This is a genomic window from Fibrobacter sp. UBA3718 (assembly GCF_002371935.1).
GTDB lineage: Bacteria > Fibrobacterota > Fibrobacteria > Fibrobacterales > Fibrobacteraceae > Fibrobacter.
Window position 1 is genome coordinate 1 of record NZ_DFHR01000001.1, and the last position, 19,874, is coordinate 19,874.

Genomic DNA, 19,874 nt, shown 5'->3' on the forward strand with positions numbered 1-19,874 from the left:
ATTTGAAGGGGTTGCAACTTTGCAGCAATTCCGAAGAAAGCCGAGCAAACGAGCATCGGTTCAAAAATTCGGCAAGGGTCATGTCTAGAAACCTTGTTCGCGGAGGAAATTTCTAACGAGCAGGATTTTATCACCAAAATCCTGTTTACGCTCGTTCTTTTCGGCGTATTCGGCTTCCTTGAGAAAGCGTTCAGCGTCTTCCCCTTGAAGCGTCGGTATGGATCTTATTGCCACTGCCATAGGTTTATTCCTCCGCTAAAAAATAGGTTTTGAATGTCTAATTGTCAATATGGCATTTACGCACATATCCCTAAAATAGCATTTAAAAATGGCAAAAAATGACAAAAAGCAACCAAGGTCACATTTGTGACCTTGGACAGCTGCGATAATCGCCGCAGTTTGATGGTTTTTGTTTACTTCAGGTTCGCCTTGAAGAATTCGTTCAGCTTTTCGAAGGGGATTTTTTCCAGGTTGTCGTAGAGGTCCACGTGGGAGGCTCCGGGGATAACGAGGAGTTCCTTGTTACCGACGGTCTTGCTCCAGTTCTTGGTGGCGTCAAGTTTTGCGGGGACGTTTGCCTTCTTGCCGGTCATCTTTTCGAATGCGCCTTCGCCGAAGTAGCGGCTATGGGCCTTTTCGCCGTGGATGATGAGCACCGGGTTACGGATTTCGTCGGCGTATGCGAGGAGCTTGGTGTTCATGAGCGAGGTGCCTGCAGAGGCGGCCCAGCCCTTGTTGCTGTTGAGGGAGCGCTTGTGATAGCCGCGCGGAGTCTTGTAGTAAGCGTAGTAATCCTTGACAAAGTAAGGAGCGTCGTCCGGGAGCGGGTCAATGACACCGCCGGCCAGGTCGTACGTACCGTTCTTGAAGTCCTTGGTGCGCTGGGCCATCAGAGCCTTGCGGGCTTCGTTACGGGCATCGGCGTTGTTTGCGGAATCGAAGTAGCCGTTTGCGGTCACGCGGCTCATGTCGTACATGGTCGAGGCAACCGTCGCCTTTACGCGGGTGTCGATGCCGGCGGCGTTAATCGCCATGCCGCCCCAGCCGCAAATGCCGATGATGCCGATTCGTTCCGGGTCAACGTTGTCGCGGGTCGAGAGGAAGTCCACGGACGCCATGAAGTCTTCGGTGTTGATGTCCGGGCTGTTCATGTAGCGCGGCTCGCCGCCCGATTCGCCGGTGAAGCTCGGGTCGAATGCGATGGTCAGGAATCCGCGTTCCGCCATCTGCTGGGCGTAAAGGCCGCTGGACTGTTCCTTGACGGCACCGAACGGGCCTGAGACTGCAATCGCCGGGAACTTGCCGTTCACCTTGAGGCTCGTGTCCTTGGGCACGAACATGTCGGCGGCGAGTTCAATGCCAAAATGGTTCTTGAAAGTGACCTTGGAATGTTCGACCTTGTCGCTCTTGGGGAAAACCTTGTCCCATTCGGCGGTGAGCGTAAGCTTGTTCATATTTTCTTCCTTTGTCTGTTGTGCTGCTTCTGTTGCGGACTTTGTTGTCGACAAGGTCCCTGATAAGGTTGGTGAGCCTGTTGAACCAGTCGAAGGGGCTTTTTCGGGGGAGCATGCCATCAGGGTGCATGCGGAAGCCACGGCAAGCGCCGCTTTTAAGAATTTGGATTTCATGATTTATCTCCTTGCTGTTAAATTTTCTTTCCCATGGCGAACGCCTTTTTCAGGAGCGCGGAATTCTTCTTGACGTCGCCTGCGCTTTCGGCACCCGTGGCGCAGAGAGCGCCCTTGAGCTTCACGCCGTCGAAGCAGGCAATCCACCCGCCAATGCCGCGCTTCGCGATGTTCATGGCCTTCGCGTCGGTGTCGGCAGCAGATGTGAGCAGGTAAATCTCGCGGAACTTGTAATCGCTGGAATAGAGGGAATTCGCGCGGTCGAGCATGGTCTTGAGCTGGCCGCTCATCTCGTAATAGTAAATCGGTGTCGCGAACACGATGACGTCGGCCGATTCCATCTTCTTGGTGATGGCGTTCGCATCGTCCTTGATGACGCACTTGCCCTTCTTCTGGCAAGCGAGGCAACCCATGCAGAAAGCAATCTTCTTGCCGCGCAGCGACTCGAATTCCACCTTGTTGCCCGCCTCGGCGGCACCCTTCGCGAACTCCTGCGCCAGGGTTTCGGAGTTGCTTCCCTTGCGCAAGCTGCTGGACAAGACCAATACTTTTTTCATAGGTTCCTCTCGGTTGAAGTCTTTACATGTTCAAATATACCTTCATTTTTCAGATATTGCAAATACTTTGTTTTCATAACTAGATATGCTTGTAAGGCATAGATTTAAGCGGCATAAAAAGGCGGGGCATTCGGATTTACATTTTTTAGTTAGTAAGAAATCCTTACATACTGAGATTACTTCCGATTCATATCCTTTTAATTTTTCTTAGCAGAAATACGATATTTCGTTGAAATGAGCAATCCATTTTGCAACAACATCCTCATGACGAGCTTCAACAATCCGAAGAATATTTTGCAAGATATGCGGATTAATACGCGAATTGTTATTTGCCAAGAGACATTTTCTAGCCCGAGTTATCCAGATTTTAGTGGCATTGGCGGCAGGTACACCTTCCGATACATGAACATGTACCGGTTCCAGAGGAACACCTTCGTTGGACCAGAAATAAACCCAGAAAGATCCTATCTTAAAGATTTGCGGCATTGCTGAACCCACCTTTCTGAGAAAATTCCATTATCAAATGAGCCGTAGATTCAATCACCTTCTTATAGCGATTGATTTCCTCATCTGAAAAACCGAATATATCTTCCCATGTATAGGAGGGTAAATAGCATGTCGCCCGATGGAAGCCGTCCTTTGCGTCGGGCTTTTCGATGTACACCTTAACGCGGCCATCCTTGCCCATTTCGGAATGGACAATTTCCGCGTTATCGTCAAGTGTCATGAAGGGGTACATCATATTGCTTAACGGCAATATAACATTTTCAGGCCTTGTTTGGCTAGTATTCATCTTTCACTCCTCCCGCCTACATGCTTAAAAAGGCGGGGCTTTGATTGTTTTACACCGTGTGCGAAGAGCAACTTTCTACACACTTGTGCACTAAATATAAATTGCAAGACGGCGGTTGTCAAGAGGGTTGGAAAAAAAGTAATTACGCTTTTTTATCAAGTTCCTGCATCAAATTGTGAGTCTCGATAAGGATGGCGATGATTTTGCGGTAATGCGAAATGTCATCGTAGGTAAGGGAGCGGTTTTTGCGGTCCTTAAGCCACTTTTGGGCGGGTTGGTAACCGCCGATGTAGAAATTCCAGGCTAGTTCAGGAACATTGCCGAAATACTGCGTCTTGTTGATGTAGACCTTGCCGCAGTTGTCATTCCCGGCTTGACCGGGAATCTCCTTTTCATACTTAATATCTGTCACGGCATTGTCGCCTTCGATGTCGAAGGAGGTGGCCTGCGGTGGAATTTCTTCCATCAGGTGCAATTTGCGGAGTTTATTGCCGATGGAAACGATGCGTTCGAAATCTTCCTTGTTTTCGGGATAAGGAATACGCGGGAAATCAATTTTCAGGAATTCCTTGTATTTTTCACGATATGACGGTGTATGGAGAACACCGTAGATGTAATCAAAGATTTGTTCAGGAGTTGTAATATGCGAATTGTCATTCTGATCGTAGTTCCCTGAGCTTGCCGAAGGGAACGGAGTCGAAGAATCTAGGCATGCGTCGATCTTACGCCAAATAGTTTCATCTAGATTGGGCTTGCGGGACTCGCCGAGTTTTTCTTCACCTTCTGTTGGGTAAAGGTAGAGCGGGAAAACATAAGACTGTTCCTTCGTTTGCAAAGATACTGAATTTAAATCAGAAACTTTATTTGATGTGAAAATATGATTGTATTCACTAGAACTCAGTTGCTTGCAACATAAGAAACAGATGTTCTCTCTTAATAAATTGGATTGGATTTTATAAAATGCTCTTTTTATTAAGTTTTCATCATAATAAATTTTGCGATTATCTAATGGCCGATAACAAAAATCAATTATTTTATTCGATCTATATTGACTATTTGAAATTCGACTGATTAAATTATATCCACTAGAGTCTTTAACTTTATATGTTTCAATAAATGTGTCATCTTTATCTAAAGAAAAGAGTTTTAACATTCTATTAGAAAGATTCTCTTTGCTATAATCAACATATAAATTGTCACGACCGGTTTGGACTCCGCTAATATATTCGCCCATCAATTCATCAATTTTAAATCCCTTCTCGTATTCAATCTGAACAGAAAAATCTTTAGGGACAAAGAAATACTGTGGTGCTTGCGGAATGAGTTCATTCCAAGGAATATCGCTGAATGATGTCTTGGCTAAAAAATCGTATTTTTCAAAACGTTTGCCAAAGAGCTCGTAATGGTATACTCTGGCTAGAGATCCTTCGACTTCGCCCTTACGGGTTTCGCTCAGGATGACACTTTGTTTTTTCTTAACAAAGATGTTGATGCTTACACCTTGCATGATGTCAAAAACATTTTCGTCTTTGCCACCATCAAGAGCGGTTTCTTTTTTTCTTGTATTTCCATGCAAATCTAGAATGTAGATTTCGTCAAATGTTTCCATCAATGCTTTTCGCATTTGCCGATGGATGATTCCATCTATAAAACTGTTGTTTGAAATATATGCGAGAATTCCTTCGCCATTCTTTTCTACATAATAATGACCTAATCGAATGAATTTGATGTAATCATCCGAAAGTGGCTGGATATTTTTCTCGTTTAGATTCTTCTTGTAGGTTTCTGACAACTCTTGAATCCAAGCGCTTTTATTGCTACTGCTTACGCTATACGGCGGATTGCCAATCATCACCATTACGGGCGTATCGCGCTTGACAAGATTAGCCTCATTCGCTTCTTGCGCTAGCCACTGCGCAAACAATGTTCCCGTGTCGTGATCACATTCTTCAAGGGAATTGGTAAGGAATATGCGGAGTCGTTTGTCCTGCCTTGCCTTGTAGCCCGTCTGTGCTAACACCATGTCCAATTTAAGGTGGGCAACGGCGTATGGAGCCATCATGAATTCAAAACCGTTTAGGCGCGGGAGCAGATGTTCTTCCACATAGTTTTGCCAAGCGCCTTTCTGGTTTTCCATACCGGAATATATCTTGCGGACCACTTCGGCAAGGAATGTTCCCGTTCCGGTCGCAGGGTCGAGAATTTGAACTTTGTGGTATTCCCGCGTTTCGTATCTCTTGTGGTCTTTGGTGCGATTGTCCGTATATAGGTTCGAAGTTTGGCGAATCGCCACCTTGCTCGTGTCGGCAAGGCCATCACTCAAATTGAAGCGGGTTTTCAGAATTTCATCAACAGCATTGACGATAAAGTGGACAACAGGTTCAGGCGTGTAATAAACACCACAGGCCTTTTTCTGCTTGGGGTCGTAATAGCGCAGGAAATCTTCGTAGAAGTGAATCATCGGGTCGGCCTGCCCCGTAGCCTTTCCAAAATTCTTCATGACCTTCGGCATGTCCGTCACCCGGAATGTTTCTGCCAGGTCATCAACAATCCATGCGATGCTTGTGTCAACATCGAATGCGGCGACATTCTGGAAAACCTTGCGCAAGAACGGATTCGTCTTGGGAATGAGCGTGGCAGCTTCTTCTCGACTGAATGTGTCGGGAGTATCGTCATGGAGCCTTGCCGCAAACATTCCGTAGCAGATTGTCTGCGCATAAATATCGGCAAATTGCCGTTCCGTCAAATCGTGGATCAACACCTTCTGGAAAGACTTCCATTGTCCCGCCAGTTCGCCCGTTTTTTCGCTATCGGTTTCGAGAGTCTTTTCAATCACTTCGGCAAGGAGGCGCGCCTTGGCGGCCATCATCTGCGCTAATTTCGTAGAACTCGTAATTTTCTGCGGCATTGATTCCGCGAGATGCGCCACCATTTCAAGAAACATCGAGACATTGGCATCTACCAGCGCAATCTTATTTCCTCGAATTTCTGCAATACGGATGCTGTTAACAAATTCACCGTTTTCATAAGAATGGAAATCAAGGTAATCCGTGAAAAGGATATGGTCTAGGGAGTTCTTGTAACGGTTGAACTGTTCCTTGTGCTGACGGTTGCCATCCAGGTCACTGTCGCCAATGTCTTTAGCCTCTACGAAGGCAACAGGAATCGATGTTGCGCCTTTCCCTTTCGCGATAATGTAGTCCGGAGCTCCGCACTGGATGCGGCTCGGTTCGTTAGTGATGGTGAATTTGGGAAGCAAGTCGCCAAGGAGTTTCGCGAGTGCAGGGCGGTAGCTGTGCTCTGTCGCCTTGCCCGTAGAAAACTGCTTGGAAACCTCGTCGATGTACTGTGCGACGGCTTGAATCTTGCTCTTGTCCAAATCGGCCATGGTGGCTCCAGTGTTGCGAGAGCCGTTCCATTCCAAGCCATGATTAAGCAATGGATTCTATCGCTACGCCTAACGGCTTCGCTCCAGAATGACATTCCACACATTTCCATAAACAAAAAAGGCGTGGAGTCGTAGGCTTATATGCTGGACGGGTCACCACAACCCTGCAATACATAAACACAAACGACCCACGCCCAATGCGGGCGTGAGCGTTCGTCCTATTCTGTATTGCTTTTAGAAGTGGTGATTTTCCAGCATCGAATAAGAGACGAATCTCAAAATTTCCGGTCGCCCATGGCTTCTATCAAGGTTGGGCCGGCCCTTCGGCAGGCTCAGGGACCTTGAAAAGTCACGGGCTATGTCTGTGGGAAATATATATAAATATGCGAGAGGAAGATCCTCGCCTACGCGAGGATGACGAGAAAAGACGCGGGGATGACGTATGGAAAGGAGATGCAGAGTGGATCCTATCGCCGCATTGCGGCTCCAGGATGACTGGGGCATGGCATTGGGGTGGGCGGGGTAAGCCGGGGGTTTTAGGGGGCGGAGCCCCTTAGGCGACCCTTGGACACTTGGCCTTTAGGCCTTAGTGTACATGGCCACCTTTAGGTGGTGGGGTGCTGGAAGACTTGCCCTAGTTCGGTCTAGATCCTTCGACTTCGCCCTACGGGCTCCGCTCAGGATGACACTAGGGCAAGGCTGCAAGCAGGGGGAGACATCCCCCTCCCCCATCAAATCAATCAGTTATTCCTTTCGGGCATTATTTTTGCAAATTCATACCCGCGGGGCTTGAATTTTATTAGTTTTCGGGTATGGAACTTCGAGTTTTGCGGTATTTTCTGGAAGCGGCGCGGTTGGGGAATGTCTCGCGCGCGGCGGATAATCTTTGCGTGACGCAGCCGACGGTGAGTCGCCAGCTCAAGGAGTTGGAGGAGGAGCTGGGCGAGAAGCTTTTCGAGCGCACGAACTACGCGATTCGGCTGACGCCTGCGGGGGAACTCTTGCGGGAGCGTGCGGAGGATATCCTTTCGATGGCGGACAGGACGGTGCAGGATTTCAAGTCGCTGAAGGAAGACGAGGTGGTGGGTGAAATCGCCATTGCCTGCGCGGAATCGCGGAACGTGAATTTTCTTTCGAAGTGCATCGGGATTCTCCAGGACGACTATCCGAAGATTAAGTACAACTTATATTCGGGCGACAGCGAGCGCGCCCTGGAAAAGCTGGACAAGGGCATTTTTGATTTTGCGGTGGTTGTAGACAACGTTGATTTGGAAAAGTACAACTGCCTTGCGGTGCGTTCGGTGGACCGTTGGGGCGTGGTGATGCGTCGCGACGACCCTTTGGCCAGGCGGGATTTCATCGAGCCGAAGGACTTGCTCGACAAGCCGCTGTTGGCGTCGCGCCAGGCGATGGTGGCGGATTTGCCGAAATGGTTCGGCGACGATATTTCGAGACTGAACGTGATTGTGGGGCTGGATCTTTCGTACAACGGTTCGGTGCTTGCCAAAGAGGGCACGGGCTACCTGCTCACTTTCGACGGCCTGGTGGATACGAGCCGCACTTCGCGTTTGTGCTTCAGGCCTCTCATGCCCGAACTCACCACCAACATGTACATCATTTGGCGGCGGGGCCAGCAGTTCACGCGGGCGGGCGAACTTTTCCTCGACACGCTCCGGCACGTGCTGGAGGAATAGGCAGAAGCTAGAATTCTACGCCTTCAAAGACGATTTCGTCAATTTCCAGATAGCTTCCGCTACTGGCAAAGATGCTCACGAACCCGATTTCGTGGGCGATATTTTTCCACTCCACCTGGTAGACGGATGCATTGAGTTTTTCCCTGCCGGGCCTGAACACGATTTCCTTCCAGGTGGTGTCGGCGGTCGCGTGCCAGAGCGATTTCTGGAAGTTGTTGTCGCCAAGATCCTTGTAATGCTCCAATGCGAAACTGAAGTCGCAATCCCCGCGCACCTTCATGCGGATGGCGGTGAGAGCGCTCAGGTCATAATAGCCCGTGTCGAGTCCGAGATGCGTACCGAGAAGCACGTAGCCGGAATCGCCCAGGTCGAACTGCAGCGAAAGATGTTTCCCGCGGGCACCGTCCACGATGGCTCCGCCGAACCCGCCTACAGAATCGGGCTTAATCCAGGTTGCCGTACCCGAGGCGATATAGTACCAGCCGTAGTTCTTGTAAGTCTTCGCGAGGTTGTTCAGGCTGTCGCCATCGTCAAAATCCTCAAAGACGAATTCGCGGGTCAAATCCCAAATGTGCATGAGCGTATCAACGGATGTCCCGGCATCAAGCGAAACGTCAGCAACGGGCTCGTTCCACATAAGAACGGTATATTTTCCCGACGGGACGTGCGAGAATACAAACTCGCCACCTTCGTTCCTGGCCCAATAGGGAGTTGCATCGAGCATCAAGGAGACATCCGAAACCGCAGAATCAGAAGCGGCGGCACCAAAACGCACTGTTAGCGAAACGGACGGCAGAAGCTCGATTTCATTCATCGTAGAATCCGCAGCCTTGAGCCTTGTCCACACCATGAGCGAGGAGTCCTCGCCGGCAATTCCTTCGACATAGCACCTTGCATTCTGGCACTCGTCCAGTCGAGTCTCGAACTGCACCATTCCGGAATCATCCGCAGTGGCAGTTTCCAGCGCTGAAACATGGGACGGGAGGAATTGCGTTATATCTTCGGACGGGCTTTCCACGGGGACGGCACCAGAACGCTGGTACAGCGTAACGCGTGCCTGCGGTATAGGCTTGTGCGCCCCGTCAAACGCAATGACGGCAATCCCGTTCGTCGTCTCGCTCGTGGCTCCCGCAGTCTCGGACCCGCTGTCGGAACAGCCCGAGAACGCAACCAGCGCAAGGCCGAATGCGATGCAAAAAAGTGTCCTGTTCCTAAACTCCTGGGATAATCTCATCGTTCTTCCTTTTTCATCATCGGGAACAACTGGAAATTTAACTGATAAACGCTGTCGCAAATTTGCGAAGGCATCGCATTAACCACATTTACGATGGATTTTCGCGTCTCGGCGAGGATTTCGCGGATTTTTTCAATCTGTTTCGAGTCGAGCGCCATCGTGAGCGTGCTGATATCGCGCTTTTCCTTGGGGGTATCGGCGATGGACTTGCGGGCAAGTTCCGCAATGCTCGCCTGGTAGTCGCTGATGCAGGCGCTCAGCCAGTGTTCCTTCGTCTTGAGGTGGGCCTCGGTAGGCACCACGCGGCCGTCCTTGCGGGTATGCGCGAGCCCGAGCTGCAACAGCGCGTCCACTGCGGTCTGTACCTGCGTGGCGGTGAGTTTCGGGACGCTGCTCTCGCCAAGCTTTGCGGCATCCTGCGGGCCACGGTAGTCGAACACGTCGAGGGCCGAGCGTATCATCGGGTAGAACCACTGCTGAAAATAGCGGTAGCGGGCTTCGTCCAGCTCGCGGCAGGCGGCAGGGCGCATCTTCTGCAGCGTCTCGAAATGCTTGCGCACCTGTTCGTCAGTTTTCGCCTTCCCGTAGGCGACCATCTCGCGGAAATACTCCGCCTTGGCTTCCTTGAACCGGAAGAACTGCACGAAAGTCTCGATGCACTTGGGCGAAACGTGGCGCTTGCCCTGCAAAATCTTTACCAGGAGGCTCGCATCCATATTGACCGCAGTGGCGAACACGCGGTAGCTGAACGTCGGGTCCAGCGACTTTTCCAGTTCGTAGAACTCCTGCAAAAACTTGCGGTAGTCGGAATAGTCGTATATGTTGATCTTGTTTTTCGAAAACATGGCGGGCCTGCCGGTATAAATATAGTTTCTCGCTATTAAATTTCCAATTTTTTCGGGTCAATTTGTAAATTTTTTCACAACAATGTTGACTTTTTTGTCCACACCCGTGGACATTTTGCTGGCGGCAACCCGCAAAACAAGGTATATTCAGTATAACCAAGGAGTTCTAATGAATATCGGCCTTAAATTCGCAATTCTCGGTCTGTGCGTCTCGACGGCGGCATTTGCCACCAAGTACGAGGCGGAATCGGCAACGCTCTCCGGAGGTGCCAAAAATGTCAACGCCTCGGGCGTCTCGGGCACGGGTTACGCCGACATGCAGGAAGGCAACATCACCTTCGCGGGCGTCACCGCAGAAAAGGCGGGCAAGTACCAGGTGACCATCCGCTACAAGGCGGGCGATTTCAAGGCGAACTACATCGTGGTCAACGGCGCCACCTCGGGTACCGTCGACTTCGAGGGCACCTCCAACTGGTCCGACGTCTCGACCGTCGTCACGCTCAAGGCGGGCACGAACACCATCTCACTCGAAAAGTACTGGGGCTGGATTAGCGTGGACTATATCGACGTGGAACCCTACGAATCCTCCCCCTTCAAGCTCTCCGCGACCCCGGTCACCCCGAATGCGACCGAAAGCGCCGTGAAGCTCTACAGTTTCTTGCGCGAGAACTTCGGCAAAAAAACGATTAGCGGCATCATGACCGGCGACATGAGCGGATACACCCTGGGCGCCGACTTCAAGACCCACGACGACGTGAAGTACATCTACACGCGCACGGGCAAGTACCCGGTACTTGTCGGCCTCGACTTCCTTTTCGCAACAGGTCCGAGTGCATCGCAAAGCTGGAATATGGAATACACCAACAAGGCGATATCCATTGCAAAGGGCCTCTGGAAGGCTGGCGGCATTCCCGCATTCACCTGGCACTGGAAAGACCCGCTGGACAAGGATGACGCGTTCTATATCCAGGGCGCAGACAACGGCCAGGGATACACGACCTTCGATTTCGCGACCGGATTCAAGGCCGGCACTACCGAATGGAACACCGAAAGTGCAGCCTACAAGGGAATCATCGCCGACATCGACCACATCGCCGACTACTTCCTCGAACTGCAGAAAGAAGGCGTGGCGGGCATTTTCCGCCCCCTGCACGAAGCGGGCGGCAAATGGTTCTGGTGGAGCATCAATTCGGGCGACCAGTTCGCCGCCCTCTATCGCCTTGTCTATGACCGCATGGTGAAAGTCAAGGGCGTGAAGAACATGATCTGGGTGTTCAACCCCGAAGGGAGTACCGTCACCTCCTGGAATCCGGGCAGCGAATATTACGACGTGCTCTCCATCGACATCTACAACAGCGCAAACGACCATTCCAGCAACGCAAGCGCCTTCGACAAGTTCAAGAGCGCATCGAACGGCACGAAGATTCTCGCACTCAGCGAAAACGGGCCTATCCCCGACGTGAACAACATGCATACCGACGAAGCGGTATGGAGCTGGTGGATGCCGTGGTATAGCACCTGGAGCGGAACCTGGCCCGGCCAGACGAAGGACGCCGTGTGGAAGAGCAACATGGACGACGAACGAGTCCTTTCTCTCGAGGACATGCCCGGCTGGGACAACTACACGGCGGACGTCACTCCCGATACGACAGTAACGCCTCCCGACTCCGGCACGACCCGCATCGCGACCGCACCGCGCCTGCTCGGGACGGCAACCACCATCGGAATTTTCGACATGAACGGCCACTACGTGGGACTCACTACGCAGGGGCTTCCGCAGGGCCGCTACGTCATCCGCAAGCAGGTGCAGGGCCACGTCGTGAATACGCTTTACCTCAAGAAATAACTGGACAAAAAAAATGGATGTGTGTATGGGATACATGAACAAAAAAGTCGTTGTCGCCTCTACTGTGTTTTTCTGGGTTGGTTTGGCAAACGCCATAGTCCCGAACAAGTTGGTTTCTGGCGGTTTGCCGGCACATACGGGGGCGGCAACGACCGATTATTTAACAGACGGTTACCTGACGAACTGGAAGAGCAGTAACGCCAAGGAAATCGCGCTGAACGTGGGCGAAGGTCCCACGAAACTGCGAATCAACTGGGAATCGTTCGGCGATTGCGCCTGGGCTACCGACTTTACGAGCGGCTGCGGGCATAGCGGCGTCGCGCTTTCGAATTTCAAGATTTTGACCTCCGCGAATTCCACCGACGGCAAAGACGGCGACTGGGTCGAGGCGGCAAGCGTCAAGAACAATCCCGTAATGGCGCGCGGCGTCGACATCGAATTTGCGGGAAAGTCGTGGTTCAAGTTCGTGAGTGAAGGCGACGTGGGCCAGATTCTCGAAATCGAGGCATTCGACATGAGCGCGGGTGGTACCGACACGTGGTTCTTCATGGGCACAAGCATCAGCCAGATGGGAATCAAGCAGCAGGATACCGACTCCACGACGGCGCAAATCATTCACGCGAAGTTCCCGGAATACACGCCCGCCATGCTCCGCGGAGGCATCGGCTGCATCAACAGTTCCGAGGTCGTCGAGCACTTGGGCGAATACCTGGAGTACGCAGGCAACGTGAAGTTCTGGGCCATCGAGATGGGCACGAACGATGCCTGGGGTGGTGGTGACTGGAACCTCGCCACATACAAAAAGAACATGCAGACGATTATCGATTCGGCGAAGGCGCACGGAATCACCCCGATTATCGCCCGCATCATCGCGACAGATTCTTCCAAGGCGGGCTGGCAGGTGAACCCCGCATTCCTCGAGGCTGTCGACAAGCTGACCGAAGAAAACAACCTCCCGAAGGGTCCCGACTTTTTCGCCTACTTCAAAGAACATCCGGAACAGCTCGCGAGCGACGGCGTTCACCCGAACGGCGACAAGAAGGGCGGGCAGGCGATGCACCACCTGTGGGCCGAAGCGCTCGCCCCGCTGTACGCCGCGGGCGACACGACGAAAGCAGACAGTTCCAAACAGGATTCTTCTGGAATTGTTTCTGGCGATTCCTCAAACAGCCTTGCTTCGCAAAAAAGAAGCCTTTCCCTCCCCCACATTTATTCGGAGGGCAAAAGCATCATCATCAATACAATCGGCCATTCCGTTGACATTATCTTGATTTCGCCATTAGGTCAAGTTCTTGCCCAAAGCAAAACATCTTATGGAGCAGTAAGATTTGACAACCTTTCTGCAGGACGATACGTTGCAATCATTCGCGGCAACGGGATCCGATTCGAAGCGAACGTTATCGTAAAATAAACCACCAGACTAAAACGGCTGCACACCTAAATCGGTGTCGCCGTCTTTCACTTTTGCAAGGATTTCGAGACCTGTCAAATCCTGCATCATGCGGATGTTGTCGTCTTCCATTTCCAGGTTGCCGCTACAACCATAGCGGTTCACGATGAGTCCGCGAACATCAAGGCCGCGGCTACGGGCGTATTCTACGGTGAGCACGCAAGCGTTAATGGAGCCGAGGGCCGCCGTCGTTACGACAAGCAGCGGAAGGCCCAGCGTCTTCATGATATCGACGAGGAAAATTTTCTGATCATCGTAGCGGATGGGGCAAATGATTCCCCCGCTGCCTTCGGCAAAAATGAATTCATGGCGAGCGCAAGCCGCTTCAAAATCAGCCTGGACTTTCGAAAGTTCTACGGGGTTGCCTTCTTTGCGGGCGGCGAGATGTGGCGAGACGGCTTCTTTATAGATGTAGCTCACGAGCTGTTCTTGCGTATCGGGAAGATTTGCAATGTTTTTCACATAGTCGGCGTCACCGGCGACCCATTTGCCGTCGCGGAGTTCTGCGCCGCTGAGGGCGGCCTTGTAGTAGCCCGCATCGATGCCGAAATCGCGCCACTTTTTAACGAGAAGGGCGGTGATAAAGGTCTTGCCGACATCCGTTCCGGTGGCTGTGACGAAATATCCTTTACTCATACACACTCCTTTACTGCTTGCGCAATTACTGTTGCGGCGGCTTGGAGCTGTTCGTGCGTGTGCGTGGCCATCAGGCTTGCGCGTAGGCGGGCTTGCCCCTTGGCAACAGTGGGGTAACGAATTGCGGGGATAAGTATTCCCGCATCTTGAAGCGCTGCGGATATTTTAAGTGCGCGGGCTTCGTCGCCGATAACAATCGGAACAATTGCCGAAGGTGACTGTTCAACGTTCACGCCCTCATGCAGCAGGGCGTCGCAGAAGAATTTCACATTATCGCGCAGGTTCTGCACGCGTTCAGGATGCGCATCGATGTAGCGCAAGTTGTTGCGGGCTGCGGCGGCAACGGCAGGAGCCATCGCGGTCGTAAAGATAAAACTGCGTGCCTTGTTGCGGAGAAAATCAATCAGTTGCTGCTTGCCAGCCACGAAGCCGCCCTCGGCGGCAACGGCTTTGCTCAATGTGCCGACGGTTACGTCGGCATGAGCACAGCCGTAGTGTTCGGCAAGGCCTCGCCCGGTCTTGCCGAGCACGCCCGTGGCATGCGCCTCGTCAATCATCAGGAGGCATTCGCTTTCGTGCGCAATCCGAAGAAGTTCCGGCAAGTTCGCAAGGTCGCCATCCATGCTGAAAACAGCATCGGTCACGATAAGCCCACGAAAGGTCCGCGCATCTTGTTCTGCAGGCTTTTCACGTGTGCTGAATTCTGCTTTGGCTGTCGAAATCACGCGTTCCAAATCTGCCATGTCGTTATGCTTATAGACAAAGCACTTGGCTCGCGAAAGGCGGATGCCGTCAATAATGCTCGCGTGGTTCAGTTCATCGCTAAAAATAAAGTCGTTCTTGCCGCACAAAGCCGAAATCGTGCCGACATTCGCCATGTAACCCGTATTGAACGTGATGGCAGATTCTTCACCCTTGAATTTTGCGATAAATTCCTCTAATTCCTGATGCGGAGACTTGTTGCCTGTCGTAAGGCGAGCGCCGCCGCTTCCTGTTCCCCACTCCAAAACCGCCTGGGCCATCGCCTGCTTGAGTTCGTCGACGTTCGCCAAGTCCAGGTATGAATTGGAAGCCAGCAGAATCTGTTCCTGCGAATCGCCATCGGGCATGCGAATCTTCACGCACGACGATTCCGGCGTTTCCATCAAGCGCATGGTGCGGTAAGTGTTATTCGCCCGAGCCGTTTCCAAAGCGTCTTTCGTAAAAATGTCAAGAATGCGACTCATGCCCCGACATCCACCAAAATTTTCTTCTTCTGCAAGTACTCGATACACTCTTCGGCAGATGCCTTGCGCGAATCGAACAAGAAAATGCGGCCTCCGTTTTCGTCGCCCATTTCCTTCATCTTCATGATGCGTACGTAGCCGAGTTCCTTGCTCGCCACATAGCCCGTCACGTAGTTCGGGTCGTCGCTCACGCAAAATTCCGCAACCATCCCCGGGGCGTTTGCCACCTTGGTCGCAAGCACGATGGCTTCGTTAAAGTGATTCTTGCAACTGTCCACTTCGCTCGAATGCAGCGCATCCATATAAGTCGCACGCACACCGCGTTCGTGGTCAGGTTCCAGGCGTTCGCACGTCGCGATATCGTACAGCATCGCGCCGCGCATCGGGAAGGTCTCGCGCAAAAGTTCAGGAAGTTTTTGGGCAAAATCTTTGATGAGGACTCCGTATTCGTCATTGCGAGCTTCGCGAAGCAATCCATCACTTACAGTTTTATTTATGAATCCAAACGCCTTCTCCAACCCTTCCTGCCATGTTTCCACGTCTACACGCGTCACCGGCAAGGCCTTCAAAATCTGGATATCGCTTTCGTGAATCTTCTCGATTTTCACGTTGATGAAATCCGGGTCGCCCTTGGAATGCGTCATGGCCCGGCGCACCATCGCCGCACACACAGCCTCAACAGAATCCCGGTTCACGATGCGCTCGGCACCGGATATGTGCTGCTCACGTTTCTGTTCGCCCTCGCCCACTTGCTGCGAGGCACGCATTTTCAAGCTGTAATAATCCATATCACTCATGAAATTCGTCTTCGCCTTCTACGATAGGCGCGGGTTCACATTCGCCAATCATCTTGATGGCTTCGCAGATGCGGTCGATTTCAGGATCGGTCGTAATGAACGGAGGCATCGTATACACGTAATTGCAGAAAGGCCTGAGCCACACGCCGGTTTCGCGAATCACGCACAGAATGTCGTCTGCGGAAGGTTTCGCCTTCAGTTCCAAGACTCCGATAGCGCCGAGAACACGCACGTCGGCCGCATTTTCAAGCGCACGGAGCGGTTCCAGATTGGCGCGGAGGCGAGCTTCGATTCGAGCAACCTCCCCCGCATAATCACGGTTTTCGAACAACGTTAACGAAGCAATTCCTGCAGCACAAGCGAGCGGGTTCGCCATGTAAGTCGGGCCGTGCATAAATGCCGGAATCTTGCTGTTCGTAATCGTTTCGGCGACCTTCTCGGACGCGACACAGGCCGCCATCGTAATGCATCCGCCCGTAAGCGCCTTGCCAATACACATGATGTCCGGCGTTATCCCCGCATGCATCATTGCAAAGCGCGGTCCCGTGCGGTAAAAACCAGCGGCAATTTCGTCTAGAATCAACAAGATTCCGTAACGGTCGCAAAGTTCGCGGAGCGATTTCAGGTAACCCGCATTGTAAAGCCACATGCCGTTTCCGCCCTGGAATACGGGCTCACAAATTACGGCAGCAATTTCATCCTTATGTTCTTCGACGACGCGTTCCATCGAAGCGAAATCCGTCGGATTCCACGCCTCATCATAGCGGCAGTTCGGACGTTCCGCAAAGTAATGGTGCGGCATGATTCCGCGGAAAAGCGTATGCATGCCGTCCGGGTCAGAAAGCGCCATCGCCCCAGCGGTATCGCCGTGGTAGCCGCCCTTCAAGGCGACCAACTTGCAGCGCTCCGAATGTCCGAGGGAATACTGATACTGCACTGCCATCTTGGCGGCACATTCCACAGAAATGCTTCCCGAATCCGCAAAGAAAATCTTGTCGAGTCCTTCGGGCAAAAAATTCACCAGCTTTTCGCCAAGCTCAATTGCGGGCTCGTGCGTAAAACCGCCGAACATCACATGGCACATCTTTTCACTTTGTTTTTGAATCGCCTCGACAATTTCAGGTGCATTGTGCCCGTGCGCCATGCACCACCAGCTAGACACGGCATCAATCAGTTTCAAGCCGTCTGCCGTTTCTATCGTTGTTCCGTGAGCTGTCTTGGCAAGAAATCTTGCGGGAGTATTTTTCAGCGCTGCATACGGGTGCCACAAATGCTCGCTGTCAAAATCTAATAATTGTTTCATTTCACGTAAAAATATAGAAAAAAGAGACACTTTCTTAATCTTCGGGGTTCCTGCATATCAAGGCTATAAACCAGCGGCGACATACGAGAAACAATAAAATTCTATATTTGCGCATGAAAAACAAAAGGACATTAATCATGGCAAAGACCAACGGAAAAAACACTTCGAAAAAAGGCACCCAGACCAACATGTGGACCGGCCGTTTCGCTAGCGGCATGGCGCAAAGCATGGTGGACCTGAGCTTCAGCCTGCAATTTGACGCCGAACTCATCGAAGAAGACATCGAAGGAAGCATCGGGCACGGCAAGGGCCTGGTGGAATCCGGTGTGTTAAGCAAAGCCGACTACAAGAAGATTTGCGATGGACTGGAGAGCATCCTCAAGGACTACAAGGCCGGCAAGAACCTGTGGAAGGAATCCGACGAGGACATCCATATGGCCGTGGAACGCGTGCTCACCGAACGCATCGGTGCACTCGGCAAGAAGATTCACACGGGCCGCAGCCGTAACGACCAGGTCTGCACGGACTTCAAACTCTACATGCGTCACCGCGCCACCGAAATCCGCGCTCTCGAAGTGAGCCTGATGGAAACGGTGCTCGACCTCGCGAAAAAGTACTTCGGCAAGATGATGCCGGGCTACACGCACCTGCAGCAGGCGCAGCCCATCTACTTCAGCCATTACCTGATGAGCATGTTCTTTGCCGTGAGCCGCGACGTGAAGCGCCTCGACAACTTCCTCGAGCTGCACAGCGAACTTCCGCTCGGTAGCGGCGCCATGGCCGGTTCCGCATTCCCCTACCACCGCGCACTCGTCGCGAAGGAACTCGGATTCAACGGCGTGAGCCCGAACAGCATCGACGCCGTGAGCCACCGCGACATGATGCTCGAATTCGAAGCCGATTTAGCGATTATCGCAAACACCATGAGCCGCTACGCCGAAGATTTTGTGAACTGGAGCACCAGTGAATTCGGCTACCTCACCCTGCACGATGCCTTCTCTAGCGGGTCTTCTATGATGCCGCAGAAGAAGAACCCCGACTCCATGGAACTTATCCGCGGAAAGTCCGGCCGCATGCTCGGCAACTTCAGCGCCCTCTACACGCTGGTGAAGGGAGCCCCGCTCAGCTACAGCCGCGATTTGCAAGAAGACAAGGAACCGGTATTCGACTCCGTCCATAACGTGAAGGTGATTCTCCGCGTCATGAAAGAGGCCTTGGAAAGCGCACGTTTCAATTTCGACAAGATGCACGCGAAGATGCTGCCGGCGCTGCTGGCCACCGACCTCGCTGACTTGCTGGTCGAATCTGGCGTGCCGTTCCGCGATGCCCACCACGTGGTCGGTAGCCTGGTCGGCGAAGCCGCCCGCCAAGGCCTCGAATTCACGGACCTCTCTGATGAGGCCTGGGCCAGCGCCGGTGTTCCGAACGTCAAGCAGATGAAGAAGACCCTCACCTTCGAATACAGCGTAAGTCGCCGTAACATCGAAGGCGGCACCGGTCCCAAATCCGTGAAGCAGCAGTTCGTGAAGGCCGCCGCGATCTTGAAGAAATTCAAGAAGTAATTACTTCTGTTCGACAGTGAAGCCCTTGGCGCGGAGAAGTTCTATGACGTTTTCGTCCTTCCCTGCCAGATGCGCCGCACCTACGACGATAAAGACCTTGCGGTCGGAGGCCAACAAGCCTTCGACCGTTTTTGCCATCTTGCGGTTACGCGAAGTATAGATGCGCTCGTTGAGTTCCTCTGTCAGAAGCGAATCCTGAGCATCCTTCGGGTGCGATTCCAATTCCATAGCATCGCGGAACATCGCGACATCGCCGGTTTTCCACGCACGCATCATCAGCGTGATACTCGAATCGAGCAGCGGCATATCGCGCAGCGTACTCCTCATGTAGTAAATGCCCAGAGAATCTGGGATTCCCTCGCCCGAAAGCGCATTGACCTGTTCTTCGACCGTTTCGAGCGAAACAATAGGTTTCCCCATTTTGCGGGCAGCCATGAGAAAATAAAGGTCTATTCCATATTCGGGATGGAAGCCCCTTCGCTGTATGGCTACGGAACTCAAGGTCATTGCCGCTGCCCAAGGCCTGTATGGGTTGAACGTCCCTAACGGAATGTACCACGCCATGCAGAGGCTATCGAGCGAGCTCTGCACATCCGCAGGTAAAATCTTGTCAAGGCTTTCACTATCCGGGAGCAGACCGCGCTGCGCAGAAAGCACCATAATTTCCTTGACAACGGAAGTATCGCTCATGTCGAGTTCGACACCCAGCTCATCCGAATTCTCGAATGCGACCGTTATCTCGGAATCGAGCGGATAGAACGAGGAATCCGCAAAATGCACACTTCCGAGAAGATAGACACTGGAATTGGAATCCGAGACCTTCCACAGGATATGCTTGCGCGCGGGAGCCGAAGCGGAACATCCCGTCAAGAACATCACGGATATAAGACCAAGCAATATGAACCTTATCATATT

General features: G+C 52.2%; 17 protein-coding genes. 4 read left to right on the forward strand and 13 right to left on the reverse strand.

The genetic code is table 11. The features are described from left to right. Window positions 1–84: 84 nt before the first annotated feature. The 6 genes from B4A77_RS00005 to B4A77_RS00025 all read right to left on the reverse strand — a co-directional run bounded on the left by B4A77_RS00005 (window position 85) and on the right by B4A77_RS00025 (window position 6,366). Window positions 85–240 (reverse strand): hypothetical protein, encoded by a 156-nt coding sequence (locus B4A77_RS00005; protein WP_173352310.1) that lies wholly within the window; start codon window positions 238–240, stop codon window positions 85–87. Between the two features lie 173 nt (window positions 241–413). Next, window positions 414–1,574: an alpha/beta hydrolase gene (locus B4A77_RS00010; RefSeq protein WP_414654888.1), complete on the reverse strand. Its 1,161-nt coding sequence runs from the start codon at window positions 1,572–1,574 to the stop codon at window positions 414–416. Window positions 1,575–1,645: 71 nt separating this feature from the next. Then, a complete protein-coding gene (locus B4A77_RS00015; protein ID WP_290737203.1) occupies window positions 1,646–2,185 on the reverse strand; it encodes a flavodoxin family protein in 540 nt (179 codons plus the stop codon). Window positions 2,186–2,392: 207 nt separating this feature from the next. Next, complete coding sequence (locus B4A77_RS12820; protein ID WP_349678358.1) at window positions 2,393–2,671, reverse strand: DUF4160 domain-containing protein; 279 nt, start codon at window positions 2,669–2,671, stop codon at window positions 2,393–2,395. Next, window positions 2,655–2,927 (reverse strand): hypothetical protein, encoded by a 273-nt coding sequence (locus tag B4A77_RS00020; protein ID WP_073055544.1) that lies wholly within the window; start codon window positions 2,925–2,927, stop codon window positions 2,655–2,657. The genes B4A77_RS12820 and B4A77_RS00020 overlap by 17 nt, the downstream gene beginning before the upstream one ends. 193 nt (window positions 2,928–3,120) lie before the next feature. Continuing rightward, entirely contained in the window at window positions 3,121–6,366 is a 3,246-nt protein-coding gene (locus tag B4A77_RS00025; protein WP_290737205.1) for a type ISP restriction/modification enzyme, read from the reverse strand. Window positions 6,367–7,178: 812 nt separating this feature from the next. On the opposite strand from B4A77_RS00025, the gene B4A77_RS00030 reads away from it, so the two are divergent. After that, a complete protein-coding gene (locus B4A77_RS00030; protein WP_290737207.1) occupies window positions 7,179–8,060 on the forward strand; it encodes a LysR family transcriptional regulator in 882 nt (293 codons plus the stop codon). 7 nt (window positions 8,061–8,067) lie between these two features. Here the strand turns inward: B4A77_RS00030 and B4A77_RS00035 are convergent, their stop codons facing one another. Continuing rightward, entirely contained in the window at window positions 8,068–9,294 is a 1,227-nt protein-coding gene (locus B4A77_RS00035) for a hypothetical protein (RefSeq protein ID WP_290737209.1), read from the reverse strand. Then, window positions 9,291–10,139, reverse strand: coding sequence for a TIGR02147 family protein (locus tag B4A77_RS00040; RefSeq protein ID WP_290730078.1), 849 nt, complete (start codon window positions 10,137–10,139; stop codon window positions 9,291–9,293). The genes B4A77_RS00035 and B4A77_RS00040 overlap by 4 nt, the downstream gene beginning before the upstream one ends. Window positions 10,140–10,308: 169 nt before the next feature. Here B4A77_RS00040 and B4A77_RS00045 point away from each other — a divergent pair, with 169 nt between their 5' ends. Together B4A77_RS00045 and B4A77_RS00050 are read left to right on the forward strand one after the other, a co-directional pair. Continuing rightward, window positions 10,309–11,985 (forward strand): glycosyl hydrolase, encoded by a 1,677-nt coding sequence (locus B4A77_RS00045; protein ID WP_290727245.1) that lies wholly within the window; start codon window positions 10,309–10,311, stop codon window positions 11,983–11,985. A 25-nt stretch (window positions 11,986–12,010) separates the two neighbouring features. Further along, on the forward strand, window positions 12,011–13,396 hold the full coding sequence (locus B4A77_RS00050) for an SGNH/GDSL hydrolase family protein (RefSeq protein WP_290737211.1): 1,386 nt from the start codon (window positions 12,011–12,013) through the stop codon (window positions 13,394–13,396). A gap of 9 nt (window positions 13,397–13,405) precedes the next feature. Here the strand turns inward: B4A77_RS00050 and bioD are convergent, their stop codons facing one another. Genes bioD through bioA form a run of 4 tightly spaced genes read right to left on the reverse strand, consistent with a single transcriptional unit; the run spans window position 13,406 to window position 17,397 of the window. Further along, window positions 13,406–14,071 carry a dethiobiotin synthase gene (bioD, locus tag B4A77_RS00055; RefSeq protein WP_290727243.1) on the reverse strand — a complete coding sequence of 222 codons (666 nt, stop codon included), beginning with the start codon at window positions 14,069–14,071 and terminating at the stop codon, window positions 13,406–13,408. Continuing rightward, window positions 14,068–15,297 (reverse strand): 8-amino-7-oxononanoate synthase, encoded by a 1,230-nt coding sequence (gene bioF, locus B4A77_RS00060; RefSeq protein ID WP_290737213.1) that lies wholly within the window; start codon window positions 15,295–15,297, stop codon window positions 14,068–14,070. The genes bioD and bioF overlap by 4 nt, the downstream gene beginning before the upstream one ends. Further along, on the reverse strand, window positions 15,294–16,085 hold the full coding sequence (locus tag B4A77_RS00065; RefSeq protein WP_290737246.1) for a 6-carboxyhexanoate--CoA ligase: 792 nt from the start codon (window positions 16,083–16,085) through the stop codon (window positions 15,294–15,296). The genes bioF and B4A77_RS00065 overlap by 4 nt, the downstream gene beginning before the upstream one ends. Window position 16,086: 1 nt before the next feature. After that, window positions 16,087–17,397, reverse strand: a complete 1,311-nt coding sequence (gene bioA / locus B4A77_RS00070; RefSeq protein WP_290737215.1) for an adenosylmethionine--8-amino-7-oxononanoate transaminase — start codon at window positions 17,395–17,397, stop codon at window positions 16,087–16,089. Between the two features lie 137 nt (window positions 17,398–17,534). Here bioA and argH point away from each other — a divergent pair, with 137 nt between their 5' ends. Further along, window positions 17,535–18,959 (forward strand): argininosuccinate lyase, encoded by a 1,425-nt coding sequence (gene argH, locus B4A77_RS00075; RefSeq protein WP_290737217.1) that lies wholly within the window; start codon window positions 17,535–17,537, stop codon window positions 18,957–18,959. On the opposite strand, the gene B4A77_RS00080 is transcribed toward argH, so the two are convergent. Beyond that, window positions 18,960–19,871 carry a TraB/GumN family protein gene (locus B4A77_RS00080; RefSeq protein WP_290737219.1) on the reverse strand — a complete coding sequence of 304 codons (912 nt, stop codon included), beginning with the start codon at window positions 19,869–19,871 and terminating at the stop codon, window positions 18,960–18,962. It abuts the gene before it with no gap. Window positions 19,872–19,874: the final 3 nt, after the last annotated feature.